Below are 15,704 nucleotides of genomic sequence, written 5' to 3' on the forward strand. Positions count from 1 at the left end.
CGCCCCCGCGCGGGCGCCTTTTCGCCTTACGGCAGAGCCTCGATTTCGCGCTCGATGGCGGCAAGGCAGTCCGGCGTCGAAAAGCGGTGATCGGCGCCCTTGACCAGCACCAGCCGCGCATCCGTCGCGGTCACATGATCCAGCAGATCCAGCGCCCAGCCCATCGGCACATCCGTATCCGCCGTGCCCTGCAGCATCCGCAGCGGGCAGTCCAGCCGCAGCGGCTGGTCCATGATCAGGTGATCGCGCCCGTCCTCGATCAGGCGGCGGGTGATGACATAGGGCTGGTCGGCGTAATCACTTGGCAGCTCCAGCCGCCCGGCCTGCATCAGCACCTCGCGCTGCCGGGGCGTGAAACCGGCCCAGAAGCCGCGCTGGGTAAAGTCGGGGGCGGCGGCGATGGTGACAAGCCCCGCGACCCGCTGCGGAATGTGGCGCGCCATCAGCAACGCGATCCAGCCCCCCATGGATGAGCCGACAAGGATCTGCGGCCCGTCCGTCAGCGCCTCGATCGCGGCGCGGGCATCCTCGGCCCAGTCTCCGATACAGCCATCCTCGAAATGGCCGCTGCTGTCGCCATGGCCGGAATAGTCCAGCCGCAGGAAGGCGCGGCCCCGGCACGCGGCCCAATCCTGCAGGTGCAGCGCCTTGGTGCCGGACATATCGGATTTGAACCCGCCCAGAAACACCACGCCGGGGCCGCCACCCTGCGTCCGGTGATAGGCGATGCGCCGCCCCGTCGCTGTGTCCAGATAGTTGCTCATCCGTGCCTCTCTTTCAGTTCATCGGCATCAGCGCCCCGTCCGCCCCCTTGATACGCGATCATCGCCCCGGACAGAACCACCACGATCCCCGTATCTTGACAGCGCCCCCACCTGCGGTCATGCCTGCGCCCACATCACCCGCAACCGGGCGTTCCGTGGGCGCCAAACTGACGAGGAGGACAACATGTCCCAGATCACCCTCCGCTTTCCCGATGGCAATGCGCGCGACTATCCCGCAGGCGTGACCGCAGCCCAGGTGGCCGAAAGCATCGCGCCCAGCCTGGCCAAGCGGGCCATCTCGGCCAGTCTGGACGGGGGCCATGTCGATCTGGCCTGGCCGATCCATTCCAGCGGCACCATCGCGATCCACACGATGAAGGACGAGGCGCAGGCGCTGGAGCTGATCCGCCATGATTTCGCCCATGTCATGGCCCGCGCCGTGCAGGCGATCTGGCCCGATGTGAAGGTCACCATCGGCCCGGTGCGCGACCATGGCTGGTTTTACGATTTCGACCGCGCCGAGCCTTTCGTGCCCGACGATCTGGCCCGGATCGAGGCGAAAATGCGCGAGATCATCAACGCGCGCGAACCGATCCGCACCGAAGTCTGGGACCGCGACCGCGCCATCGCCCATTACAAGGCGGCGGGCGAGCCGTTCAAGCTGGAGCTGATCGACCGCATCCCCGAAGGTCAGGACCTGCGCATGTACTGGCATGGCGACTGGCAGGATCTGTGCCGTGGCCCGCATCTGCAATCCATGGCGCAACTGCCCGCCGATGCCTTCAAACTGACCCATATCGCGGGCGCCTACTGGCTGGGCGATGCCTCGCGCCCCATGCTGCAGCGCATCTATGGCGTGGCCTTCCGCAACCGCGACGACCTCAAGGCCCATATGACCATGCTGGAAGAGGCCGCCAGGCGCGACCACCGCAAGCTGGGCCGCGAGATGGACCTGTTCCACATGCAGGAAGAGGCGCCGGGCCAGATCTTCTGGCACCCCAACGGCTGGAACATCTATGTCGCGTTGCAGGATTACGTCCGCCGCAAGCAGCGCGCCGATGGCTATGTCGAAGTGAACACGCCGCAGGTCGTCAGCCGCAAGCTGTGGGAGGCCTCGGGCCATTGGGACAATTATCAGGAAAACATGTTCATCGTCGAAGTCGATGAGGAACATGCCAGGACCAAGACGATCAACGCGCTGAAGCCGATGAACTGCCCCTGCCATGTGCAGGTCTTCAACCACGGCCTGAAATCCTATCGCGACCTGCCCCTGCGCATGGCCGAATTCGGGTCGTGCAACCGCTATGAGCCTTCGGGGGCGCTGCATGGCATCATGCGGGTGCGCGGCTTCACGCAGGATGACGGACATATCTTCTGCACCGAGGATCAGATCGAGTCGGAATCGAAGAAATTCATCGACTTCCTGTCGGGGATCTATTCCGATCTGGGCTTTGATCAGTGGCGCATCAAGCTGTCGACCCGCCCTGAAAAGCGCATCGGCAGCGATGAAAGCTGGGACCGGGTCGAGGCCGCGCTTGGCAATGCCTGCAAGGCGGCGGGCCATGACTATGAGCTGTTCCCCGGCGAGGGCGCCTTTTACGGCCCGAAGCTGGAATTCGTGCTGACCGACGCCATCGGGCGCGACTGGCAATGCGGCACGTTGCAGGTCGATCCCAACCTGCCCGAACGGCTGGATGCGGAATATGTCGGCGCCGACGGCCACAAGCACCGCCCGATCATGCTGCACCGCGCCGTGCTGGGCAGTTTTGAACGCTTCATCGGCATCCTGATCGAGAACAGCGCGGGCAAGCTGCCGTTCTGGCTGGCCCCGCGTCAGGTCGTGGTGGCCTCGATCGTCTCGGATGCCGATGAGTTCGTGGCCGAGGTGGTGGCGGCCCTGCGCGCCGTGGGCATCCGCGCCGAGGCCGATACCCGCAACGAAAAGATCAACTACAAGGTCCGCGAACATTCGGTCGCCAAGGTGCCCGCGATCATGGCCATCGGCATGAAAGAGGTCGAAAGCCGCTCGGTCTCGCTGCGCCGGCTGGACGCGCAGGGCAGCCGAAGCCTGACATTGGAAGAGGCGGTGGCCCTGCTGAAAGCCGAGGCGACCCCGCCGGATCTGCGCTGAAACGCTCCAGCGTCACGCTGGCGTCACGCTGAGACGCCAGCCTGTGCACAGTTCGCACTTGCCTTTTAACGCGATTCGGGCATCCTCGCTTTCGCGTGAGCAAGGACTTTCTACCGCCTCCCAGCACGGGCAGCCGGAAGATCGGAAGCGGGCTGCACGGCCTGACGCAATCCTGCGTCGGGATGACTTGAAGGAGAGACGGTTATGGCGACCGGAACGGTTAAGTGGTTCAACGCCACCAAAGGGTTTGGCTTCATCGCACCGGACGATGGCGGCAAGGATGTGTTCGTCCACATCTCGGCCGTTGAGCGTGCGGGCCTGACGGGCCTGCAGGACAACCAGAAAATCGCATACGAGCTGCAGTCGGGCCGCGATGGCCGTGCATCCGCCAGCGATCTTCAACTGCTCTGAACTCACGCCCCGGCGCGTGCTGCGACGGCCCGTTTGCGCGGGCCGTTTTTCTTTTCGCCCGCCCGCCGACCCCCAAAAGGACCGCCCATGATCCCGCTTGATATCTTTGCCGATCCCGTCTGCCCGTGGTGCCTGATTGGCAAGGTGCAGCTGGACCGGGCATTGGAAAGCCGCCCCGACCACCCCTTTGTGCTGGCATGGCACCCGTTCCGCCTGAACCCGCAGATGCCGCCCGAGGGCATGGACCGCATCGCCTGTCTGCACGCCAAACTGGGCCCACGCGCCGAAGAGGCATCGCGTCAGGTCGCGGCTCAGGCGGCAGAACTTGGCCTGACCCTGAACCCCTCACCGCGCGAGCCGGACACGACCGATGCGCATCGGCTGCTCTACTGGGCCGGGCTGGAGGGGGCGCAAAGCCGCGTCATGGCGGGCCTGCTGCGTGCGCATTGGCAACAGGCGCAGGACATCGGCGCCCCCGCCACCCTGACGCAGATCGCGGCAGGCGCCGGCATGGACCCGACCCTGACCGCCCGGCTTCTGGCCTCTGATGCCGACCGGGACGAGGTTGCCACCCGCGAGAGGCACGCCCGCCAGCGGGGCATTTCGTCGGTGCCGACCTTCATCGTGGCCGACAGCCATGTCGTGACCGGCGCGCAACCCGCCAGCCTGTGGCAAAACGTCATCGACGATCTGACCCGCCCCTGACCGGCGGCACCGCTTGCACAGAATGCAAAACGCGCCTATCTGCCGGTGACAACCGACAGGTATTTGCATGACCGACATCGCCAGCCCCGCCCCCGCCCCAGACACGACGCGCCGTCTTCCGCTGCCGGAATTCATTGCGATGCTGGCGTTCCTGTTTGCCACCATCGCCTTTGCGGTGGACGCGATGCTGCCCGCCCTGCCCGACATCGCAGCCGAACTGTCCCCCGACAACGTGAACCGCGCCCAGCTGATCCTGACCTCGTTCATGGCCGGGATGGGGCTGGGCACGCTGTTTGCCGGGCCGATCTCGGACGCGATCGGACGCAAGCTGACCATCACACTGGGATTTGCGATCTATGCGGTGGCCGCGCTGGCGGCCATCTGGGTCAATTCGCTGGAACTGCTTTTGCTGGCGCGCTTTGTCCAGGGCCTCGGCGCCGCCGCCCCCCGGATCGTCGGCGTGGCCCTCGTCCGCGACCTCTACGAGGGCCGCGAGATGGCGCGGATCACCAGCTTCGTGATGATGATCTTCATCATCGTGCCCGCCCTTGCCCCCTCGCTTGGGGTCGGGATCATCGCGATCTCGGACTGGCACGGCGTCTTCGTGGCCTTCGCCCTCTTCGCGGTGATCGGCGCGCTGTGGCTGAACCTGCGCCAGCCCGAGACGCTGCTGCCCGCCCAACGCCGCCCCCTGCGCCTGACCAGCCTTGTCGCTGCCGCCAAAGAGGTGCTGTCGAACCGTCAGGTGATGCTGGCCACGATCGTCCTGACCCTGGGCTTCGGGCAGATGTTCGCGCTTTTGTCCTCGGCGCAGCAACTCTTTGGCGAGACCTATGGCCGCGGCGACAGCTTTCCGTTCTGGTTTGCGATGATGGCGCTGCTGTCGGGCTCGGGCACGATCCTGAACGCCAGCTTCGTGATGCGCTTCGGCATGCGCCGCATCGCGGCATGGGCCTATATCATGCAGACCATCGTCTCGGCGGTGATGCTGACACTGCTGCTGACGGGCCTGCTGCCCGCCGCCCTGCAGTTCCCGGCCTTCTTCCTCTGGGCGACCAGCGTGTTCTTCATGGCGGGCGTCACCTTCGGCAACCTGAACGCGCTGGCCCTGCAACATATGGGCCATATCGCCGGCATGGCCGCCTCGGTCGTGGCCGCCATCTCGACGCTGGCGGCGGTGCTGATCGCCGCCCCGGTCGGGCTGCTCTATGACGGAACGGCCATTCCCGCCGTCACCGCCACGCTGATCTGCTCGGGCCTGGCCTGGTGGCTGATGCGCCGCCTGCGCGACTGAGAAAAGCCGGACGGGGCAGGCCACCGCCCGCCCCTTTGCCTTGGAAAAATATCCCGGGGGAATCGCGCGGCACGCGCGATGGGGCAGCGCCCCCAAAGCGCCGCCCACCTCAGGCCGCCACGCCCTCGGGCAGCCGCGCCCCGGTCATATAGGCCACCGCATCCGACATCGAATGCTCCTTGGGGTCGATGACGCACAACCGCTTGCCCAGACGGTGGATGTGGATGCGGTCAGCCACCTCGAACACATGCGGCATATTGTGGCTGATCAGCACGATCGGAATCCCGCGTGAACGGACATCCTGGATCATCTCCAGCACCCGGCGGCTTTCCTTGACGCCAAGCGCCGCAGTCGGTTCGTCCAGAATGATCACCCGGCTGCCAAAGGCCGCGGCCCGCGCCACCGCGACGCCTTGTCGCTGGCCGCCCGACAGGGTTTCAACCGGCTGGCCGATATTCTGGATCGTCATCAGCCCCAGTTCGTTCAGCTTCTGGCGTGAAAAGGCGTGCATCGCCGCCGTGTCCAGCATGCCGAACCAACGGCCCATGAAGTCCTTGCGCCGGACCTCGCGGCCCATGAACATATTGTCGGAAATCGACAGCGCGGGCGACAGGGCCAGCGTCTGATAAACCGTCTCGATCCCGGCATTGCGCGCATCCAGCGGGCTGGAAAAATGGACCAGCTCGCCGCCCAGCCGGATCTCGCCCGCATCGGGGCGGACAGCCCCCGACAGCGCCTTGATCAGGCTGGACTTGCCCGCGCCGTTATCTCCGATCACGGCCAGAATCTCGCCGGGATAGAGGTCGAAATCAGCGCCGTCCATCGCGGTCACGCGACCATAGCGCTTGACCAGATTGCGGCCAGAGAGAAGCGGTTCGGTCATGACGATACCTTTCTGATCCATTGGTCGATGGCGACAGCCAGAATGATCAGCCAGCCGGTCGCGAACAGCTGCCACAGCACATCCACCCCCGCCAGCCGCAGGCCCGAGTTGAACACGCCTACGATCAGCGCCCCGATCAGCGGCCCCAGGATCGAGCCGCGCCCGCCGAACAGCGAGATGCCGCCGATCACCACCGCCGTGATCGATTCCAGGTTTGCCTCGAAGAACGAGGTCGGGCTGACCGACCCCACGCGCCCGATCGAGGACCAGGCCGCCAGCGCGCAGATCACGCCTGCAACCATATAGACCGACATCAGCACGCGGTTGGTCTGGATGCCCGCAAGTGCCGCGGATTCGCGGTCATCGCCCACGGCATAGACCCGCCGCCCCCATGCGGTCTTGTAGAGCGCGTAATACAGCACCGCAAAGACCACGACCATCAGCACGACGCCATAGGTCAGCACCGCGCCCGCGACCTCGAACCGGGTGCCGAAGAATTTCAGCAACGGCGCTTCGGCATCCAGCGTCTGGCTGCGGATGGTCTCTCGCCCCGACAGGTAATAATTCAACGCGAGGAAGATATTCCATGTCCCAAGCGTCGTGATGAACGGAGGCAGCTTCAGCCGCGTGACCAGAAAGCCGTTCAGCGCGCCGGTCGCGGCGCCGCAGCCAAGGCCGATCAGAATGGCGATGGGCACCGGAATGCCGAAGTTCACCGCCAGCTGACCCATGATGACCGAGATCAGCACCATCACCGCACCGACCGACAGGTCAATCCCTGCGGTCAGGATCACCAGCGACTGCGCGGCAGCCAGCGTGCCGACCACGGCCACCTGCTGGAGGATCAGCGACAGGTTGAAGGCCGAAAAGAAGTTGGGCGAAACCAGTCCGAAGACGAGAACGGACAGCACCAGCACGATGACCGGAACCATGGTGGGATACTGATGCAGGAAATGCTGCATCCGGTCCAACGTACTGCGCGAATGGGTCTCGAACTGGGCGACCGCTTCGCTTGCATTGCGTTCGACCACGGGATCGGGGGCGTCGGACATAGGGGTCTCCGTGGATCTGCGGGAAAGACCGGCGGCGGGCTTGCGCCGCCGGGATGAGGTCAGCGGACAGGCTCAGCGGCCCTGGGCACTCAGCCCCAGCAGCGCTCCAGCCCCTCTTCGACGCTGATCGAGTCCAGCCCGTCGACCGGCTCGCCGGTCACGAGGTTCACGCCGGTATTGGTGAAGTCCAGCCCCTGGCTGGTATCGGGCATGGTGCCGTCGGCGGCAAAGGCCGCGATTGCCTCGATCCCCATCGACGCCATCAGCAGCGGGTATTGCTGCGCGGTCGCGCCGATCACACCGTCGCGGATGTTCTGAACGCCCGGACAGCCGCCATCGACCGACACGATGATCACGTCATTTTCCTTGCCAAAGGACCGCAATGCCTCGTAGGCACCGGCGGCGGCGGGCTCGTTGATCGTATAGACGAGGTTGATGCCGGGATCGCGTTGCATCAGCGCCTCCATCGCCTGCCGGCCACCCTCTTCGTTGCCCGATGTGACCTCGTGGCCGACGATGCGCGGGTCATCCTCATCACCGATAACATCGGGATCTTTCACATCGACGCCGAAGCCTTCCAGAAAGCCCTGATCGCGCAACACATCGACCGAGGGAGAACTGGCCGACAGGTCCAGCATTGCGATGCGCGCATCCGCGGCCGCATCGCCCATCCGGGCAGCAGCCCATGCGCCGATCAGGCGGCCCGCTTCGCGGTTGTCGGTGGCAAAGGTCCCGTCGGCGGCGTCGATCGGGTCCAGCGGCGTATCCAGCGCAATGACCAGCATGCCCGCCTCGCGCGCCTGCGCCAGCGGATCGACGATCGCCTTGGTGTCAGAGGCCGCGATCAGGATGCCCTTGGCCCCCGCCGCGATGCAGCTTTCGACGGCCTGCTGCTGGGTCTCGTGGTCGCCGTCCACCTTGCCGGCAAAGGTCATCAGTTCGATGCCCAGTTCCTGCGCCTTGGCGGTCGCGCCTTCCCGCATCTTGACGAAAAACGGATTGATGTCGGTCTTGGTGATCAGGCAGGCGCGCGTCGTCTCCTGCGCCTGAGCCGCACCCATCGTCAGCGCCAGGGCAGACAGGGCTGCGGACGCCGCCAGAACGGTCTTGATGGTCATGATGAATACTCCTCCAGAGCGGCGGGCCCTCTTCCCGCCCTGCCGTCACAAAGCATCTCCACTATACACTTGTCAATAACTCAATCATGTTGATTTAATCGGCGCAGGAGGAATCGACCATGGCTTATGATCGCGACACCACCGGCGGCCTGACCCGGAATGAGCGCCTGATCCTGTCGCTGATCCGCAGGCACGGGCCGCTGCCGCGCGCCGCTCTGGCCCAGCAGACGGGGCTGTCGGCGCAGGCGCTGACCAATCTCAGCCGCAAGCTGATGCAGGCCGGGCTGCTGGATGCGGGTGCGGTGGTGCGCGGCAAGGTGGGCCAGCCCTCGACGCCGCTGTCGCTGGCGCCGGACGGGGCGCTGTTTCTGGGGCTGAAGATCGGGCGACGGCTGGCCGAACTGGCGCTGGTCGATTTTGCGGGCCATGTCCGGCTGCACCGGCAAGAGGTGCATGCCTTTCCCGAACCGCAGCGCATTCTGAATTTTGCCCTTCACGGAATAACCACCTTCATGGCCGGGCTGCCTGACCCCCTGCGCGGACGACTTACCGGACTGGGCGTCGCCACGCCCTATCGGCTGTGGGACTGGGGACATGAGATGGCCGCATGGGAGGGGTTCGACCTTGGCGCCGAACTGGCGCGTCATACGCCCTGCCCGGTCTTTACCGAAAACGACGCGACGACCGCTTGCGGCGCCGAGCTGATCTTTGGCCGGACCGCGCTGCCGCGTGATTTCATCCATATCTATGTCGCGCATTTCGCGGGTGGCGGGATCGTGCTGGACGGCACCCTGCGGCACGGACCGACCCGCAATGCCGGGGCGCTTGGCTCGATGCCGGTGCCGGGGGGCGGGCAGTTGCTGGACCGGGCCTCGGTCTCGGCGCTGGAGCGGCGGATCGGGCGGGCCTTGCCGCCCGATGATTCGGCCTGGGACGTGCCCCTGGGCGATGAAATGGCCTGGGCGGAGGAGGCCGGTCAGGCGCTGGCCTTTGTGGCGCTGTCGGCGGTGGCTCTGGCCGATCTGCCGCTGGTGGTGATCGACGGCGCGGTGCCCCCCGCCACCCGCGCCCGGCTGGCCGAGGCGACGCGGCGCGCGATGGCGCAGATGCCCGCGGCGGGGATCGACCGCCCCGAGGTGACCGAGGGCAGCCTTGGCCGCGCGGCCCGCATTCTGGGCGCGGCAGGTCTGCCGCTGGCGCATTTCTTTCAGCCGGACGGGGCGCCTGCCTGAGGCAGAGCGGTGCCTGACGCGATTGCGCTTGACGCGGGGGGCCGGGCGGCTATAAGCGCCCCCTTCATTGGTGTTGGTGGACCCCGCAAGGGGAAGCCTGTCGGGCCTGAGGCCAAAGGACAACGCCCTTCGACAAAAGAGAAGGATATCAGCCGTGACCAAACGCACGTCTGCCAAGTACAAACTTGACCGCCGCATGGGCGAGAACATCTGGGGCCGCGCGAAATCGCCGGTCAACCGTCGCGAATACGGCCCCGGCCAGCACGGTCAGCGCCGCAAGCAGAAGCTGTCGGATTTCGGCACCCAGCTGCGCGCCAAGCAGAAGCTGAAAGGCTATTACGGCGATCTGACCGAAAAGCAGTTCCGCCGCATCTATGCGGAAGCAGAGCGCCTGAAGGGCGATACCGGTGAGAACCTGGTCGGTCTGCTGGAGCGTCGCCTGGACGCCATCGTCTATCGCGCGAAATTCGTGCCGACGATCTTTGCCGCACGCCAGTTCGTGAACCACGGCCATATCGAGGTGAACGGCCAGCGCGTGAACATCGCGTCCTATCGCGTGAAGGAAGGCGACGTCGTCTCGATCCGCGAGCGGTCGCGTCAGCTGGCCATCGTGCTGGAATCGGTCAGCCTGACCGAGCGCGACGTGCCCGACTATCTGGAAGTCGACCACAACAAGATGACCTCGACCTTTGTGCGCACGCCGTCCCTGGGCGACATTCCTTATGCCGTGCAGATGGAACCGAACCTGGTCGTCGAATTCTACGCCAAGAACTGATACTTTCGGTCGGTTGCAGATTGGGGGCCGCATCTTCGGATGCGGCCCTTTTGCGTCCCGCGGCCGCCGGGGGCTTGCCCCCGGACCCCCAGGATATTTGTGGACCAATGCAGGCCACAGGGCGGGCTAAAGGGTTTGGGGGCTTTTCTTGGCGCGGTGCGGGGCATAGACCGGGCCGGGAGCAAGGAGCGAGCCATGTCAGAGATCACCGTGCAGCCCGGCATCATGGACATCGCGCTTTATGTCAGCGGCGACAGCGCGCTGGCGGGGCGGGGTGAGGTGCTGAAACTGTCCTCGAACGAGAACCCGCTTGGGTGCAGCCCGGCGGCCAGCGCGGCGTTCCGGGCGGCGGCGGACGCGTTGCATCGCTATCCTGCGACAGATCATGCCGGTTTGCGTGGCGCGATTGCCGGGACCCTTGGGCTGGATGCGGGGCGGATCATCTGCGGGGTCGGCTCGGACGAGGTGTTGCAGTTCATCGTGCAGGCCTATGCCGGGCCCGGTGATGAGGTGATCACCACAGAGCACGGCTTTTCGATGTATCCGATACTGGCGCGGATGGTCGGCGCGACCCCGGTGACCGTGCCCGAGGCCGGGCGGCGCGTCGATGTCGACGCGATCCTGGCCGCCGTGACGCCCGCGACGCGGGTGGTGTTTCTGGCCAACCCCGCCAATCCCACCGGCACCATGCTGGGCGCGGATGAGTTGGAGCGGCTGGCCTCGGGGCTGCCGGGCCATGTGCTGCTGGTCCATGACGGCGCTTATACCGAGTTTGCCCGAGGGTTTGACGGCGGCGCGGGGCTGGTGGACCGCTATCCGAATGTCATCATGACGCGCACCTTTTCCAAGATCCACGGGTTGGGCGGGCTGCGCATCGGGTGGGGCTATGCCGCGCGCGACATCATTGATGTGCTGAACCGGGTGCGGCAGCCGTTCAACCTGTCCAACGCCCAGATGGCAGCCGCCGAGGCCGCGATCCGGGATCGGGCCTTTACCGCCCGTTGTGCCGAACTGAACGCGGCGATGCGAGCGCGGATGCGGGCCTCGCTGATCCAGATGGGCATTGCCTGCGACGAGAGTTTCGCCAATTTCGTGCTGGCCCGGTTCGACAGCCCCGCCACCGCCGAGGCGGCCGATGCGGCGCTGCGCGAGGACGGTATTCTGGTGCGCCGCGTGGCCGGCTATGGCCTGCCCGAGGCGCTGCGGATCACGGTCGGCGATGAGGCGGGCGTGACCCGCGTGCTGGACAGTCTGGGCCGCTTCATGGCCGCGCGGGGGGCTGCATGAGCCGGGTCTATGACCGTGTCGCCCTGATCGGGCTGGGGCTGATCGCGGGTTCGATGGCACATGCGATGCGCGAGGGCGGGCTGGCGGGCGAGGTGACGGGCTTTGCCCGCAGCGCCGCCACCCGCGACACCGCGCGCGAGATCGGGCTGTGCGACCGCGTCTGTGACAGCGCCGCCGAGGCCGTGGCGGGTGCCGATCTGGTGGTGCTGGCCGTGCCCGTGGGTGCGATGGGCGCGGTGATGGCCGAGATCGCGCCGCATCTGGCGCCGGGGGCCACGGTCACCGATGTCGGCTCGGTCAAGCAGGCGGTGATTGATGCGGTGGCCCCGCATCTCCCTGCGGGCGTGCATTTCATCCCCGGTCACCCGCTGGCCGGGACCGAGCATTCCGGCCCGCGCGCCGGCTTTGCCAGCCTGTTTCTCAACCGCTGGTGGTTGCTGACCCCGCTGCCCCAGACCGATGCCGTGGTCCTGGACCGGCTGGAGGCGCTGATCCGTGCCATGGGGGCCAAGACCGACCGGATGGAAGCGCCCCATCACGATCTGGTTCTGGCCGTGACCAGCCATGCGCCGCACCTGATCGCCTATACGATGGTGGGTGTGGCCGACCATCTGCGGCGTGTCTCGGGCGAAGAGGTGATCCAGTATTCCGCCGCCGGTTTCCGCGACTTTACCCGGATCGCGGCCAGCGATCCGACCATGTGGCGCGATGTGTTTTTGCACAACCGCGAGGCGACGCTGGATATTCTGGGCCGCTTCACCGAAGAGCTGTTTGTGCTGCAGCGCGCCATCCGCATGGGCGACGGACAGCAGCTGCACGACTATTTCACGCGCACACGTGCCATCCGGCGCGGCATTATCGAGGCCGGACAGGACACCGAAGCGCCTGATTTCGGGCGTGTTGCCGGGGCCAGACCCGCAGCGTCAGGGTAGCAGACGCGGCGCCGGGCCAAGGGGGACGGTGCCCAGAAACATCTGCCCGTCCTGAAACAGCAGCGGCAGCCGCAACTCGTCGCCGGTGGCCTCGGGGAAGTCAGGGCCGGGCTGGGGCGCATCGCCCTGCGCAAACCCGGCGCGGCCAAGCTGGCTCAGCCCGGCGCGCAGCAGAAGCCGTGCGCCGTCCGGGATCAGGCCCAGTTCGGCCATGTGATCGACGATTGCGCCCGCATCGCGGGTGTACAGCGCGACGCGCCCCTGGGCAAAGCCTGCCTCATCCGCCGCAAGACGTGCGACAATCCGGGCCGACAGATCGCCCGAGGCAAGGGTCAGGCCATCGGTTTGCCCGCCGACCAGCTGCGGCGGCCGCGCCTGCCCCGGCCGCAGCGGGCCGTCCAGCCACAGCCGCACGACGCCCTGCGCCGACAGATCGCCGGGCAACTCGCCCGCCTGCAGGCCAAGCTGCGAAAGCCCGGCCTGTGCCATCCCGTCAATTGCGATATCCGCGTCATAGCTTGCCCGTGCGGGGCGGGGCGCGTCATGGCCAAGGCGCTGCATCGCCAGATCGAGGTCGATCTGCCGGGCCAGCGCCATCCCGTCGATGCGCAGATCGCGCGCCTCGATGTGCAGCGCATCGACGACCATGCCGCGCAGCGGCGCGACGCTCAGAAGCGCCTGCGCCGCGCCCGCCGTCAGATCGTGGACCCGGCCATCGAGGGTCAGCCGTCCCTCGGGCGGCAGATCCAGTTGCAAGGTCGTGGGCGAGGTGGGCGACAACAACAGCCGCGCCCATGGCAGTGCAAGACCCGCGCGCGCATCCCCGACAGCGGGCGCCTCCAGCCGCAGGCCCATGCCCTCGGGGCTGCGCAACGGCGTGACCGAGGCCGCGTCGAGGGCGGGCGATTGTGCGATATGCTGGCGCAGCCGGTCTGCCGCGACCGTCTCGCCGCCCAGCCACAGCCCTGCACCCAGAATGGCAACCACAGTCACCCCGATCAGCGTTCCGCGCCACATGTCCGGCCTGTCCCGTCCCTTGATGTCCGGCCCCGCGATGCGACGCCCTTTCAACCGGCGCCATGGTGGCCTAGATTCAGGGTCTGGGAAAGTGATGGAAATGCACCAGATAGATTGGATTTTCGGTTATGGATCGTTGATCTGGGATCCGGGCTTCACGCCACGGGAATCCCTGCGCGCGCATCTGCCGGGCTATGCGCGCAGCTTCTGCCTGCGCTCGATACAGTACCGGGGGACGCAGGCGCGCCCCGGTCTGGTGCTGGGGCTGGACGAGGACGCGGACGCCGCCTGCCGGGGCCTCGCGATGCGAATCGCACCCGGAGATCACGACGAGGTGCTGGCCTGTCTGCGCGCACGCGAGCTGGTCACCGACGCCTATCGCGAGGCCATCGTCGCGGTTGTGCTGGAGGACGGGCGCCGGGTCGAGGCGCTGACCTATGTGATGCGGCGCGATCACTGGCAATATGCGGGCGGTCTGCCGCTGCCCGAACAGGCGCAGATGATCGCCGATGCGGTCGGCGGGCGCGGGCCGAATGCCGACTATCTTTTCAACACTGCACAACATCTGGCACAGATCGGGATGGCAGACCCGCTGCTGGAGGAATTGGCGGCCAGCGTGCGCAACCTGTTGGAAAAGCGCATCTAGCCCCTGCCCCACTGCATCGCCCACGCTTGGCAAGTGCCCCACCGGGCCCTACACTCGGCCCGGACCAAGCGAAGGGGCGGGTGACAGCGTGAGCGATGCGACCAAGGGCCAGACGCCTGACGACCGGACGCCGCCATCGCGGCTGACCCTGGGCAATCGCCGCATCAGTGCCAGCCGGGGTGAATCCCTGCTGGGTGCGGCAGCGCCCCGTTTCTCGCAGCCGGTGCGCCAGATCCTGTTGATGCTGACGGTTCTGGTGCTGGTCATGGTGGGCGGCTGGGTCACCTATGGCCGCATCCTGCCGATCTTCATGTCGAACCTGTGGCTGAACGGGCTGATCCTTGCGGTGTTTGGCATCGGCGTGCTGGCCTGTTTCTGGCAGGTCGGCCAGCTTGTCCGCTCGGTCAGCTGGATCGAACGGTTTGCCGCCCGCCGCCGCACAGCCGTCGCGCGCGACGCCTCGGTCATGCCCGACGATCAGGCCCCGCGTCTGCTGGCACCGCTGGCCGCGATGCTGGGCTCGCGGGGGCAGGTCGGCGGAGTCATCTCGACCAGTTCCGCCCGCTCGATCCTCGATTCGGTGGCCACCCGGATTGATGAGCTGCGCGACATCACCCGTTATCTGGCCAACCTACTGATCTTTCTGGGCCTGCTGGGGACGTTTTACGGTCTGGCCACCACGATCCCGGCGGTGGTCGACACGATCCGCGCGCTGGCGCCGCAAGAGGGGCAGACCGGGCTGGACGTGTTCGACCAGCTGATGACCGGGCTTGAGGCGCAGCTGGGCGGCATGGCAGTCGCCTTCTCATCCTCGTTGCTGGGTCTGGCCGGGTCGCTGGTCGTGGGCCTGCTGGAACTGTTCGTCACCCACGGTCAGAACCGCTTTTACCGCGAGCTGGAAGAATGGATGTCGGGCTTTACCCGCATCAGTCTGGCCGGGTCCGAGGGCGATGGCGTCGATCAGGCCGCCCTTGCAGGCTTTCTGGAGCAGATGTCCGCCCAGATGGACCGGCTGCAGGAGTATCACGCCGAGCGCGATGCCCTGCGCGAGGACACCTCGATGATGGCGGACGAACGCGTGGTCGTCATGGCGCAGGCGATCGAGGCGCTGGTCCTGAAGACCGAGGCCGAACAGCAGGCCGCCACCGGTCGCAGCGAGAGCCTGACCGCCGCCCTGACCCGGCTGGCCGAGGGGCAGTCGCGCCTGATCGAGCTGACCGAAAAGGCGCCGCCCCCCGCACCGCCCCCTGCGGCACCCGATTTCAGCCGCATTGAAACCGCCGTGACGCGTCTGGCCTCTGACCTGAATGCCGGGCGTGACGAGATGGTGGCCGAACTGCGCTCGGACATTCTGGTGCTGACCCGCGCCGTGCGCGCCGCGCGCTTTGGCGATCCGTTCCGCGACGACCTGATCGGGCACGGCACCGGCCACGGCGCGGGCCGCAGAGACGAATAAT

15 protein-coding genes are annotated in these 15,704 nt (G+C 66.7%); 10 read left to right on the top strand and 5 right to left on the bottom strand.

Translation table 11 applies throughout. The annotated features are described in order from the left end of the window. Positions 1-26: 26 nt before the first annotated feature. Entirely contained in the window at positions 27-764 is a 738-nt protein-coding gene (locus ACK41U_RS00290; protein ID WP_409674296.1) for an alpha/beta hydrolase, read from the bottom strand. Positions 765-948: 184 nt separating this feature from the next. Between ACK41U_RS00290 and thrS the strand changes: the two genes are divergently transcribed. The 4 genes from thrS to ACK41U_RS00310 all read left to right on the top strand — a co-directional run bounded on the left by thrS (position 949) and on the right by ACK41U_RS00310 (position 5,305). Beyond that, a complete protein-coding gene (gene thrS / locus ACK41U_RS00295) occupies positions 949-2,895 on the top strand; it encodes a threonine--tRNA ligase (RefSeq protein ID WP_409674298.1) in 1,947 nt (648 codons plus the stop codon). Between the two features lie 204 nt (positions 2,896-3,099). Further along, on the top strand, positions 3,100-3,306 hold the full coding sequence (locus ACK41U_RS00300) for a cold-shock protein (RefSeq protein ID WP_409674300.1): 207 nt from the start codon (positions 3,100-3,102) through the stop codon (positions 3,304-3,306). A gap of 87 nt (positions 3,307-3,393) precedes the next feature. Continuing rightward, positions 3,394-4,011, top strand: a complete 618-nt coding sequence (locus tag ACK41U_RS00305) for a DsbA family oxidoreductase (RefSeq protein ID WP_409674302.1) — start codon at positions 3,394-3,396, stop codon at positions 4,009-4,011. A 67-nt stretch (positions 4,012-4,078) separates the two neighbouring features. Next, positions 4,079-5,305, top strand: coding sequence for a multidrug effflux MFS transporter (locus ACK41U_RS00310; protein ID WP_409674304.1), 1,227 nt, complete (start codon positions 4,079-4,081; stop codon positions 5,303-5,305). Positions 5,306-5,414: 109 nt separating this feature from the next. Here the strand turns inward: ACK41U_RS00310 and ACK41U_RS00315 are convergent, their stop codons facing one another. The 3 genes from ACK41U_RS00315 to ACK41U_RS00325 form a co-directional block, all read right to left on the bottom strand. Then, a complete protein-coding gene (locus tag ACK41U_RS00315; RefSeq protein WP_409674306.1) occupies positions 5,415-6,188 on the bottom strand; it encodes an ATP-binding cassette domain-containing protein in 774 nt (257 codons plus the stop codon). Next, positions 6,185-7,240 (bottom strand): ABC transporter permease, encoded by a 1,056-nt coding sequence (locus ACK41U_RS00320; RefSeq protein WP_409674308.1) that lies wholly within the window; start codon positions 7,238-7,240, stop codon positions 6,185-6,187. Before ACK41U_RS00320 ends, ACK41U_RS00315 begins: the two co-directional genes overlap by 4 nt. Before the next feature lie 89 nt (positions 7,241-7,329). Further along, positions 7,330-8,358: a sugar ABC transporter substrate-binding protein gene (locus tag ACK41U_RS00325; protein ID WP_409674309.1), complete on the bottom strand. Its 1,029-nt coding sequence runs from the start codon at positions 8,356-8,358 to the stop codon at positions 7,330-7,332. 119 nt (positions 8,359-8,477) lie between these two features. Between ACK41U_RS00325 and ACK41U_RS00330 the strand changes: the two genes are divergently transcribed. The 4 genes from ACK41U_RS00330 to ACK41U_RS00345 all read left to right on the top strand — a co-directional run bounded on the left by ACK41U_RS00330 (position 8,478) and on the right by ACK41U_RS00345 (position 12,584). Further along, the gene (locus tag ACK41U_RS00330) at positions 8,478-9,590 is read left to right on the top strand and encodes an ROK family protein (protein WP_409674311.1); all 1,113 of its coding nucleotides are present in this window, start codon (positions 8,478-8,480) and stop codon (positions 9,588-9,590) included. Positions 9,591-9,744: 154 nt separating this feature from the next. Then, positions 9,745-10,365: a 30S ribosomal protein S4 gene (gene rpsD, locus ACK41U_RS00335; protein ID WP_409674313.1), complete on the top strand. Its 621-nt coding sequence runs from the start codon at positions 9,745-9,747 to the stop codon at positions 10,363-10,365. A gap of 195 nt (positions 10,366-10,560) precedes the next feature. Further along, positions 10,561-11,652 (top strand): histidinol-phosphate transaminase, encoded by a 1,092-nt coding sequence (gene hisC, locus ACK41U_RS00340; protein WP_409674315.1) that lies wholly within the window; start codon positions 10,561-10,563, stop codon positions 11,650-11,652. Further along, positions 11,649-12,584, top strand: coding sequence for a prephenate/arogenate dehydrogenase family protein (locus ACK41U_RS00345; RefSeq protein ID WP_409674317.1), 936 nt, complete (start codon positions 11,649-11,651; stop codon positions 12,582-12,584). Before hisC ends, ACK41U_RS00345 begins: the two co-directional genes overlap by 4 nt. On the opposite strand, the gene ACK41U_RS00350 is transcribed toward ACK41U_RS00345, so the two are convergent. Beyond that, on the bottom strand, positions 12,576-13,601 hold the full coding sequence (locus tag ACK41U_RS00350; protein ID WP_409674319.1) for a DUF2125 domain-containing protein: 1,026 nt from the start codon (positions 13,599-13,601) through the stop codon (positions 12,576-12,578). The genes ACK41U_RS00345 and ACK41U_RS00350 overlap by 9 nt on opposite strands. 100 nt (positions 13,602-13,701) lie before the next feature. Between ACK41U_RS00350 and ACK41U_RS00355 the strand changes: the two genes are divergently transcribed. Both ACK41U_RS00355 and ACK41U_RS00360 read left to right on the top strand, forming a co-directional pair. After that, positions 13,702-14,247, top strand: coding sequence for a gamma-glutamylcyclotransferase (locus ACK41U_RS00355; protein WP_409674321.1), 546 nt, complete (start codon positions 13,702-13,704; stop codon positions 14,245-14,247). An 88-nt stretch (positions 14,248-14,335) separates the two neighbouring features. Further along, positions 14,336-15,703 carry a hypothetical protein gene (locus ACK41U_RS00360; RefSeq protein ID WP_409674323.1) on the top strand — a complete coding sequence of 456 codons (1,368 nt, stop codon included), beginning with the start codon at positions 14,336-14,338 and terminating at the stop codon, positions 15,701-15,703. Position 15,704: the final 1 nt, after the last annotated feature.

It is taken from the genome of Paracoccus sp. (in: a-proteobacteria), from assembly GCF_046289755.1.
Taxonomy (GTDB): Bacteria; Pseudomonadota; Alphaproteobacteria; order Rhodobacterales; family Rhodobacteraceae; genus Paracoccus.